The sequence below is a fragment of the Pseudomonas sp. genome (assembly GCF_026224925.1).
GTDB lineage: Bacteria > Pseudomonadota > Gammaproteobacteria > Pseudomonadales > Pseudomonadaceae > Aquipseudomonas.
The window spans coordinates 1-9,562 of record NZ_JAMFRV010000669.1 but is presented as its reverse complement, the minus strand read 5'-3'; the positions used below and the strand labels follow the sequence as shown (position 1 = coordinate 9,562).

General features: G+C 52.5%; 9 protein-coding genes and 3 pseudogenes. 2 read left to right on the top strand and 10 right to left on the bottom strand.

All coding sequences use genetic code 11. The features are described 5' to 3' along the window. Positions 1 to 351: 351 nt before the first annotated feature. Both M0974_RS33405 and M0974_RS27970 read right to left on the bottom strand, forming a co-directional pair. On the bottom strand, positions 352 to 639 hold the full coding sequence (locus tag M0974_RS33405) for a hypothetical protein (protein ID WP_367279061.1): 288 nt from the start codon (positions 637 to 639) through the stop codon (positions 352 to 354). A 290-nt stretch (positions 640 to 929) separates the two neighbouring features. Beyond that, positions 930 to 1,165, bottom strand: a pseudogene (locus M0974_RS27970) (transposase domain-containing protein); the annotation flags it as partial. 87 nt (positions 1,166 to 1,252) lie between these two features. On the opposite strand from M0974_RS27970, the gene M0974_RS27965 reads away from it, so the two are divergent. After that, positions 1,253 to 1,453 carry a hypothetical protein gene (locus M0974_RS27965; RefSeq protein ID WP_367279060.1) on the top strand — a complete coding sequence of 67 codons (201 nt, stop codon included), beginning with the start codon at positions 1,253 to 1,255 and terminating at the stop codon, positions 1,451 to 1,453. A 3-nt stretch (positions 1,454 to 1,456) separates the two neighbouring features. Here M0974_RS27965 and M0974_RS27960 read toward each other — a convergent pair. From M0974_RS27960 to M0974_RS27945, 4 genes and pseudogenes are all read right to left on the bottom strand, one after another. Continuing rightward, positions 1,457 to 1,652 (bottom strand): annotated as a pseudogene (locus M0974_RS27960) (ATP-binding cassette domain-containing protein); the annotation flags it as partial. Positions 1,653 to 1,753: 101 nt separating this feature from the next. After that, positions 1,754 to 2,158 carry a RidA family protein gene (locus M0974_RS27955; RefSeq protein WP_297844830.1) on the bottom strand — a complete coding sequence of 135 codons (405 nt, stop codon included), beginning with the start codon at positions 2,156 to 2,158 and terminating at the stop codon, positions 1,754 to 1,756. Positions 2,159 to 2,301: 143 nt separating this feature from the next. Continuing rightward, entirely contained in the window at positions 2,302 to 2,832 is a 531-nt protein-coding gene (locus M0974_RS27950; RefSeq protein ID WP_297844834.1) for a substrate-binding domain-containing protein, read from the bottom strand. A gap of 27 nt (positions 2,833 to 2,859) precedes the next feature. Further along, complete coding sequence (locus tag M0974_RS27945; RefSeq protein WP_297844828.1) at positions 2,860 to 3,153, bottom strand: LysR family transcriptional regulator; 294 nt, start codon at positions 3,151 to 3,153, stop codon at positions 2,860 to 2,862. 97 nt (positions 3,154 to 3,250) lie between these two features. Here M0974_RS27945 and M0974_RS33400 point away from each other — a divergent pair. Further along, positions 3,251 to 4,263: pseudogene (locus tag M0974_RS33400) on the top strand (quinone oxidoreductase). Between the two features lie 223 nt (positions 4,264 to 4,486). Here the strand turns inward: M0974_RS33400 and M0974_RS27930 are convergent. The 4 genes from M0974_RS27930 to M0974_RS27915 all read right to left on the bottom strand — a co-directional run bounded on the left by M0974_RS27930 (position 4,487) and on the right by M0974_RS27915 (position 9,514). Continuing rightward, the gene (locus M0974_RS27930) at positions 4,487 to 5,524 is read right to left on the bottom strand and encodes an NADP-dependent oxidoreductase (protein ID WP_297844832.1); all 1,038 of its coding nucleotides are present in this window, start codon (positions 5,522 to 5,524) and stop codon (positions 4,487 to 4,489) included. Between the two features lie 458 nt (positions 5,525 to 5,982). After that, entirely contained in the window at positions 5,983 to 6,753 is a 771-nt protein-coding gene (locus M0974_RS27925; RefSeq protein WP_297844822.1) for an IclR family transcriptional regulator, read from the bottom strand. Between the two features lie 41 nt (positions 6,754 to 6,794). Further along, positions 6,795 to 8,501 (bottom strand): acetolactate synthase catalytic subunit, encoded by a 1,707-nt coding sequence (locus M0974_RS27920; protein ID WP_297844820.1) that lies wholly within the window; start codon positions 8,499 to 8,501, stop codon positions 6,795 to 6,797. A gap of 101 nt (positions 8,502 to 8,602) precedes the next feature. Then, positions 8,603 to 9,514 (bottom strand): LysR family transcriptional regulator, encoded by a 912-nt coding sequence (locus M0974_RS27915; protein ID WP_297844818.1) that lies wholly within the window; start codon positions 9,512 to 9,514, stop codon positions 8,603 to 8,605. Positions 9,515 to 9,562 lie beyond the last annotated feature (48 nt).

Here is a 9,562-nt window from a genome sequence, read left to right as displayed (position 1 = left end):
GATTAGCAGCTAGGCCAGTTCAGATCGTATGCAGAAGTCAAACGTTGCGCCGCATAGCACAACTGATTACAACTCAACTAAATAGTTGTTTAGTTGAGCTAATTATTAGTTTACTAAAAATAGGTGTGGACGAAAGCGGGAGGAGGCGGTCTATCACTCTATCTTTTCTGTCGACATCCATAGTAACTCGTGATCGGCGGCATGGCAGCCTTAGACTCAGCGAAATCACGCCTTCAATAGATATCAAATGAAATGTTCCGAAATTGTACCGATCAAGCATAAACCTTCGAAACAAGTAGGTTTAGTACTCGTTTCAAAACAAGACCTGAGATCTAACCGCCTAAATACCACTCACAATCCCTTCATACATTTTCTAACGTCATCGTCGATTACGTTTCCTGGCTTCATACAATCCCTGAGGGGTTTCTCATCCTGGATTTCTTCGAATTCTGCGTGTGCTCGATTGCGGCATTGTTTGTTCATTGCCAAGCCCATCGGCGATCTGTCGCCTTTGTAGCTTTCGCACAGGCTAGCGTTTGCCGTGCGTTGAAGTTGTACCACGAAAGGAGTCACTACAGGATCTGCAGCCCATGCGTTCGCGCTGCTGCAAATCATCAAGATCACCGACATCCGTTTCATGAATCGTCCTTGGGTTCGGTTGGTACTGAACAAGACGCAATCCTTGGGACTCGTCTTTAGAAGCATGCCAGGGATGGCCCCAGTACGCAATATCTAGTTACGCATAATGTATATTATGTTAAATAATGTATCTGGTTGTGAGGTGTTGCTTGTTGTCCGTCGGTGAGCATCAGAAATGAGAGCAATACCATTAGAATTGAGAGTTCCGAACACCCATCAAACTATTCAGGCCGAATCCAAGCACTGACTACGCGGACCCAGGTGCTTGCACTATGCGCCGCTATACATCGCTAGTTTTTGCTAAACCTTCCCATATTTCTTTGGCCAGCGTAACGGTTAAGCTTTTTTGAATACTCTCGCGTCCATCTGTGCGGTAGCAACTCGGAAATCTCACTGTCCTGCTGCGTCGACAGGCGCGTGACGACGTCCTTCAAATAGGCATACGGAACATGCAGTTGAGCCGCGCCGACTGGATCAAGCTCATGATCGCCGCAGCCCGTTTTCTGCTGCGTAGCGATCCGGCGAAGTGAATCGGCAGGTTCGCGCCCTCCTCCAAATCGTCTTCGACAAAGCACTGGAGAGAATGAGCTGTGAGGGGCGTGAGAAGCATGAAATGGACAGCTTGTTGGTGGCGTCTGCGCATTGGTTGCGCCATACCTCTGCGACGTTCGATGCGCCGCTGCGTGACGCTAAAGACCCCCAGGTGGATCTACGGCACAGCAATCTCAGTACCACACAGGACACGTATTACCATTCTCACGATCAGGCGCGCGGGTATTCAGTCAAACGGATCGGAATGCGCGATCGCGGTTGAGCTCAGGAGATGCATGCGAATCCGGGTTATTGCATCGAGCGCGGCGAAGGGGTTATCCAGAAGCAGCAACTTGGGCTCGCGCACGGCCACGGGACAATGCCACCCGTTGCACTTCGCCACCGGAGAGCGTGGCCGGGTCGGCTTGCAGCCGATCCGCCAGCCCCACTTCAGTCAGGGCCTGCACCGCGCGAGTCTTGGCACTTAAACCTGGCCCGAAAGCGCCAATCCAGCCACGAGCTTCCAGTGATGCAGATCCTGCGCGAAGATGGAGTGGAGGATTGTTGAACGTGAAGAGTTACTTCACCTATTACCTGCTCGCCGCACGGCGATACACTTGATTTCGACCAAAAGGCCAGGATGAGCCAGCTCGCTCACCCCTATGCAAGTCCAAGCGCACTGGCCTTTTGGAAATATGCGATTTTTTACTTCGCGAAACAAAGCCATGTGCTGCGACATACCCACGTGATAGGTAGTCATCTCGACCACATCCTCGAAGCCACAGCCTCCAGCGTCCAGTACGCAACTCAGATTTTCCCAAGCGCTAATGAACTGTTGCTCAGGGTCCTGGATAACGGCCAGTTCAGGTGTTCTCCCCACCTGACCGGCGCAGTACAGTGTATCGCCGACCAAAACTGCAGGAGCGTAACTCGCACGTTCGACGACGGGTTTCATGGCTTCGGGAATGATGATTTTACGGTCCGACATCGTTTGTTCTCCGAACAAGTAATCAGCGAATTTTACCAGCACCCGTAACTGATCGGTATTACACGCAGTGTGACGAAAGCGCACACTCGTATCCGATTGCCAGTGCCCTACATAAGAGGGGCGAACGATGCCAATATTAATAGCTAACCCAACAGTGGCTCCGCCTGGATACAGTCCACCAAAAAATCCATTACGACTTTCACCGCGGGGGACCGCCGCAAGTCAGGATAAACGGCCAGCCAGACGTCCCGTGTCGGCCCCTCTGTACTGACGGGTAATCTAACCAGTGGCGAATCCTGATCTCCGACGATGGTAGGCAACACCACCGCACCGACGTCCAGTCGCGCCGCCATTTGCTGAGATGCCAAGTCACTGGCTGCGAACACCACACTTCGGTTGCCACGCAGTTGATGGAGCCACGCCTGTTGTGGGAGATGATCGCGAGCCTGGTCATAGGCGATGAATGTCCACCGCTCCTCGGCCAGGTCTCTGAACGATGGCGTGGCATAAAGCCCGAACCTGACCTTGCCAACTTTCCTGCGCACTAGTGCGTTCTCTTCAGGGCGCACCGTACGTATGGCAATGTCCGCCTCGCCCTTGTCCAGCGCGGCAAGCCTCGTAGACGGTAACAGGACAATGTTGAGCCGTGGATGGAGGGATCTAAGCCGCGGGATATTGGGCGTGATGCAATGCGTCGCAATCTACGGTGGTGCGCTGACTTTTACAGTACCCGCTACATCGATGGAGGCCATTCGCGAGAGCCGCTCAATGTCAGTGGCGAGCGTACTCATGCTCTCGGCCAATGCGGCCAGTGCCCGCCCCTCTTCGGTCAGTGGACGACTTCTGGAAAGGCGATCGACCAACCTCAGGCCGAGTGCTTTTTCCAATGCATCATCTCGTCGGCCAACGGTTACGTGTTCGACCTCCAGTTCGCGCGCCGCCGCCGAAAGCGATTTGGTTCGCGCCAGAACGGTAAAAAATAAAGATCCTGCCAATCGAACATCGGGTTATTTCCGATCAGATACTGTGAATTATTCGGTAATACTCGTACTGATTTTGTTGTTTTACCATCCCGGCGAGAACCTTGTGTGAATGGAGCGAAGCCGAAAGGAAGCGATCATGATCGAAAACTATGGCGGTGCCGACGTACTGCAAATGCGCATGGACATGCCCCGTCCCCGGGCGACGCCTGGCCATGTGCTAGTCAAGGTCGCTTGCGCAGGTATCAGCTTCATGGACCTGCACACCCGCCAGGGCAAATACGCTACTTCCGTGACCTATCCGGTCCGTCTGCCGTGCACGCTCGGCATGGAGGGTGCTGGCGAAGTGGTTGAAGCTGGTGAGGGTGTGGGGGCTTTTTTCCAGGTGATCGAGTCGCCTGGTGCATTGCCTGGGGTGCCTACGCCGAGTACGCCAGCATTCCGGCTGCGCGACTGGCAAAAATCCCTGATGCGATTTCTTACGATTTCGCGGCGGCGGCAATTTTCCAGGATTCAACCGCCCATTATCTGGTAGAGGATATCGCTCGGCTGCAGCTGGGCAGCACCTGCCTGATTCACGCCGCGTCCGGCAGCATCGGCCAGTTGCTGGTGCAGATGGCAAAGCGGTTTGGAGCCGAAATCTTCGCAACCGGCAAGTACCCCGCACAAATGCGCGGTCGCCCTCGAACGAGGTGCGGACCATGCGATGAAATATGACGATGGCCGATTTGCTGATCGTATACGGGAGGCGACCCACGGAGTCGATGTGGTATTCGACTCGGTCGGAAAAGCCACTCTGCGTGATAGCTTCAGGGCCTGTCGAACTCGCGGCCTAGTCGTAAATTATGGCAACGTTTCCGGCTCATTGCCCGACCTCGATCCTATGGAATTAGGAGAAGCCGGCTCGCTCTTCCTGACACGCCCCCGGCTTGCCGACCATATGGCAGACGGTCCCACCGTGCAACGGCGCGCCGATGCGGTGTTTGCTGCAGTCCTGAAGGGGCATTAACCATCGACATCGAAGGCCACTACGCCATGGAGGAAGTGCAGAAGGTCCACTCCCGAATTGAAAGCCGTCAACAGATCGGAAAATCAGTGATGTGGATTGACCGCAGACTGCAATAACAACTCGACCAAAACTTAAATATTGGACTCATGAGGCTCCAGATAACTGGCTGTAGCGACGAGGCTGCCACCGCATTGCATGATGCTGAGTAAAATTGAAATTTAACTCAGCATCATGCAAAAGCAACTGACCCTGCCACTTAGAAGTTTGAGTAGCAGTGCAAGATCTTAAACAGCCTCGACCTCAGCCATCCAAGTACCGGTATCGCTCGACGAGGCTAGATTAGTCATCAGCATTTACGCGAACAACCACTTTCCCGAAGTTTCGACCCTCCAATAAACCAATGAGGGCTAATGGTGCTTTTTCTAGTCCACTAACTATCTCTTCACGATATTTAATTCGACCCTCAGCTAACCAATTCGACATATCCTTAAAAAACTCGTCATACCGGCTACTGTATTCATCAAAAACGATAAACCCCTGCACTTTTATACGCTTGCGTAGAATGGCGTTCATCAGCATGGGCAGACGATCTGGACCGATTGGTAAAGCAGTATCGTTGTAGTGCGCGATAGTTCCACAGACCGGCACTCGGGCCTTTGGATTGAGTAACGGCAGTACCGCGTCGAACACCTTTCCGCCCACATTCTCAAAGTAGATATCGATACCATCGGGACATGCGCTAGCCAGTTGTTCGGCAAAATTCGATGCGCGGTGATCCAGACAAACATCGAAACCCAGCACCTCCACCGCATGCCGGCACTTCTCTTCACCGCCCGCAACACCAACAACACGACACCCCTTGATTTTGCCGATCTGCCCCACAGTTGCTCCTACCGGGCCGGTAGCTGCAGCAACCACCAGCGTTTCGCCAGCCTTTGGCTGACCAATATCAAGCAAGCCCGTATAAGCTGTGAAACCCGGCATACCGAGGATACCCAAGGCATAAGACGGATGTTCGGGAGACGCCCCTAGATAGGTCAGATCGGCGCCATCGGACAACGCATATTCCTGCCAACCGCTGAAAGACAGCACCCAGTCATCTAGTTTATATACGGAATGATTTGAAGCAATCACACGGCACACAGTGCCCCCTACCATTACCGCCCCCAATTCCACCGATGGGGCATAGGACGGTCCATCGTTCATGCGGCCACGCATGTATGGGTCAAGTGACAGATAGACGGTACGCAGAAGCACCTGCCCCTCCCCAGGTTCTGGAATCGAAGCTTGCTTAATGCGAAAATTCGCTTCGGTGGGAGAGCCATGAGGACGCGATGCTAAAACGACACTGCGATTGACCAGCGTTGATAGAGACAACTTCATTACTTCATACTCCTTTGCTTATGATGGAAGCACGACTTAAAAATAGATAGAATGTTTATATGTTAGTAACAACCCCCCATATAGATAAGCGGGCAATCATCCAAGCTCCGCTTGGGCAGTGAAAATGGCGCTTTACAGCGAAAAGCCAATGCGGTTCAACCTATAAAGCAGGCACTCGAACACGTCATGCCATACACGATATATGCCGCAAATGGAAAGTTTTAACTGCATTATCGAATAAGGAGCACTAAAATCTAAATGATGATTGGTTTCACAACACAGAACTGAAAATCGGACTAGCTTTAATTTAAAAAATTTCCAGAAAATGCATGAATAAAATATGCATATTGCATATGCGAGGGGAGCAATACTCTTGCCTCGCACAAGAACTTTTTGCAATTACATCATGGCAGACATGATGACGCTATTTTTACCCCATCTCAAAAAAATTTTTACTTCGTTGTTTTTACGTTGCACAACATTCCTGTAGCTTCTCTAGCTGCTGCAGTGACAAAACTTATGAGTTCTGACTTCGAGCGATCCATTCGAAAGGTCGGAGCTACAACACCAACCGCTCCGTAGACCTCACCTTCTGAATCGAATACAGGTGCGCCAATGCTGGAAATTCCCAGCTCCGTCTGTTCTCCGTCCATCGACCAACCTCGTTGACGAGTTGCTTCAAGCTCCTGCTCAAGCTCTTTGGTAATGGACTCTCGTACGATCAGTGAAAGCCCAGACAAGCTATTGAGTATCATGGCTCTCTTCTCTGCTCCCACATGAGCGAGCACCGCCCGTCCAGATGAGCGGCGATATTCGTTACCAGTCAGCCCTACATACAAACCACTGACACGCAGAGGTTGAGACCCCTCCACCAGCACCTTGATGATGACACTCCCCCCCTCCAGTGCAGAGAAGTAACAAGTTTCAGAGGTTTCATCAGCCAGTCGGTTGACTGTCGCTGCGAGACTTTCGTTAATACTGAAACTTTGTTGATAAGCGCCATACAGGGTGCTCACTTTATTGCCCAAGGCGAGTGTCGCATTTTGACGACGCTCAAGATATCCGCGTGCCAACAGCGTGCGCATCAGGTGGTAGCAAGTAGTGATATTCAGCTTGAGCGCAACTGAGACGTCCTGAACAGTCGGCGGTTCGGAGGCCGCAGCAACGTATTCAAGGAAAGTCAGCGCGCGCTCGACTGTCTGCAGGGTGGGTTGATTAGACATAAACTTACTTTGTCGGCATGAGGTGTACTCACATCAGATGATTATGCATTTATGCACTCATCCTGACCATCCCAAGCCCGGACTGGTGCATAGGAATCAGGGTCGACTATAACGTCCAGAACCGTTGTTTTCCCCGAAGCTAGCGCCTCTGCTAGAGCAGGGGCAATGTCACCCGGATGTGCGACCCGTACTCCTTGTGCACCAGCCGAGCGTGCAATTGCAGCATGGTCAACATCCAGAAATTCGATGGCGGTTGTGGCTTGTCCAAAGATGACGTTTTCTGCGTGACGCTGATAACCCAAAATGCTGTTATTGAGAACTATCACAACTACTGGCGTTTCCTCACGAACCGCAGTTTCGATCTCCGACCAGACATGAGCAAACCCACCGTCACCAACAATCGAAATCACCCGAGCTTCAGGTGAAGCGAGCTTTGCCCCGATGCCAAGTGGCAGTCCCCAGCCAAGTCCGGCCAGCCCTCTAGGAACAAGGAATCGCTGGCCTGCCCGTTTGGCGGTTAGATAGCTGGTCACCCATATTGACGCGTAACTCGCATCAGCTACCACTATATCGTCAGGGGTAAGAACTGCGTCCAGCTCCGCCAAAAGACGTTCTGGCGCTATGGGAGTGCGATTGGAACTCACCAGAGATGCTACTTGCTCGACATGCTGACGACGGCCGTTTTCGATGCTGGCCACTAGCCCTTTGTACGCGTTCTCACGCTTGGACAGATCCAATGATTTGAGTGACTCGGTTAAATCCGCCAGCGCCGCCCGAGCATCACCCACCAAGCGAAGCGCCTCGTGATTACGACCAACTTCAAGAGCATCGACATCAATATGGATGTATAGCGCGTCGGGGTCTGTGAGCGTCCAGGCATCGGTACCATTTTCGTTAGTGCGAGTACCGACAAACAGAACAACATCGGCGCTCGAAATCAGTGTTCGCTGAAAGCGTGCGGGTCCATTTTTGCCCGTGATATTAGCGGCCACCCCCAAGGAAAGGGGTGCATTTTCATCAATCGCGCCCTTGCCCATGTTCGTGGTGGCAACCGGTAAATACGCGACTTTTTGCAAGGTTGCCAATTCCTCGATCGCTTGCGATATATGGATACCGCCGCCAGCGATAACCAGAGGGGAACGCGCATTGGCCAACAACTTTGCAGCCTGAGCCACGGGCTCGCTTGCAGGTCGAGGGCGATCAAGCGGGAACTTGCCCAAATTGGCACGACGAGGAAATCTGGCGGGCTTTGAGTCGAGGTCTAGAACATCCTTCGGCAGCAGCAGAACCACTGGCCCGGGCCGGCCACTGTTGGCGACAGTGATAGCCATGTCCACGTAGTCATCAGCACGTGTCGGGTCGTCTAAACGCCGTGTCCATTTCGAAACACCAGTGAACAACGCGTAATGATCAAGCTCCTGAAAAGCATTGCGATCACGCGTCGACGCAGGCACTTCCTGCACCAAAACCAACATTGGGATCGATGCCTTCATCGCCTCTGCCATAGGCGCAACCAGAAGGGTCGCAGCTGGACCATTCTGCGCGGCTACCACACCAATCTGATTGGAGATCCGCGAAAACCCATCCAGCATCACTCCACCAGCATTTTCAGTGCGGTAAAAGACTTGCCTGATACCGATCTTCTCAGCGGCCAGCAGCAATGCAGTCGGATTGCTCTGGCCGAAAATCATGCTTATGCCATGCCGCTGCAAGGCCTGTGCGAGGGTGTCAGCAACAGTGTGAGTCATAGGGATCTCCTCGGTCACTTACGAAAGAGCCTGGATGATTCCACCACGAATGGAATATGTCAAATACAGCAATGAATTTCAATAATTGAAATATTCGATTATTAATCAGTTTTCCATTGCTCAACCATGTAATCGATCAGGTAACGAACCTTTGCTGGCAGGTGACGCTTGCTTGGATAAACCGCGAGTATTTGCGCAAACTCCGTCTGATACGCAGGTAGCAATTCCTTTAGCTCTCCTACACTTATCGCTTTATCTGCAAGAAACCCGGGAAGGTAGGCGACACCGAGACCTGCAATCGTTGCGTCCAAAAGTGCCTCACCACTATCAACTCGCAGGCGACTGCGTCCTACAACCTTGACCCAGGACTCACCAGGCCGGCGTAAGCGCCATTCATGACTCTGCGTTCGGGTTTTGAACATCACGCACTCGTGGCTGGAAAGTTCATCTGCGGAGCTTGGCTCACCGCGACGCTGTAAATAGGCAGGTGACGCACAGAGCACGCCGCGATGCCGTGCCACTACTCGAGAAATAAGGCCAGCATCTAAATAGGTTTTGGCGCTGGACGCTTGAATTCGCACAGCCAAGTCAAATCCCTCCTCGACGATATCAACCGCTCTATCGGTAAAACTGACTTCTGCCTCAAGTTCTGGCCACTGCATCAGGTACGTGTGCAGCAACGGCAACACATACAAGCGGCCGAAAGAATCAGGAACCGTGATCCGCAGGATGCCCCTGGGTTTAGAGGATCGTGCTCCTACCGCAGCCTCAGCATCTTCAAGCGCAGCCAGAACCTGCGTGCAATGTTCATAAAAAATTCGCCCGTCATCCGTCAGGCTAATTGCGCGGGTGGTGCGATTCAGCAGGCGTGTGCTCATACGCGCCTCCAAACGAACCAGGGCCTTGCCTGCGGCAGATCGAGTCAAGCCTACCGACCGACCTCCAGCAACAAAACTGCCAGCGTCCACGACCGCTACAAAGGTTGAAATATCATCCAGATGTGCACGTGCCATCTACTTTCTCGATTATGGATTTCGGGTCCCGTAGCTAGGGAAATTTAT

Excerpts from the sequence above, each read along its gene's own strand:
- M0974_RS33405 (WP_367279061.1), bottom strand. The coding sequence starts at position 639 with ATGAAACGGATGTCGGTGATCTTGATGATTTGCAGCAGCGCGAACGCA.
- M0974_RS27965 (WP_367279060.1), top strand. The coding sequence starts at position 1,253 with ATGGACAGCTTGTTGGTGGCGTCTGCGCATTGGTTGCGCCATACCTCT.
- M0974_RS27955 (WP_297844830.1), bottom strand. The coding sequence starts at position 2,158 with ATGTCGGACCGTAAAATCATCATTCCCGAAGCCATGAAACCCGTCGTC.
- M0974_RS27925 (WP_297844822.1), bottom strand. The coding sequence starts at position 6,753 with ATGTCTAATCAACCCACCCTGCAGACAGTCGAGCGCGCGCTGACTTTC.
- M0974_RS27920 (WP_297844820.1), bottom strand. The coding sequence starts at position 8,501 with ATGACTCACACTGTTGCTGACACCCTCGCACAGGCCTTGCAGCGGCAT.
- M0974_RS27915 (WP_297844818.1), bottom strand. The coding sequence starts at position 9,514 with ATGGCACGTGCACATCTGGATGATATTTCAACCTTTGTAGCGGTCGTG.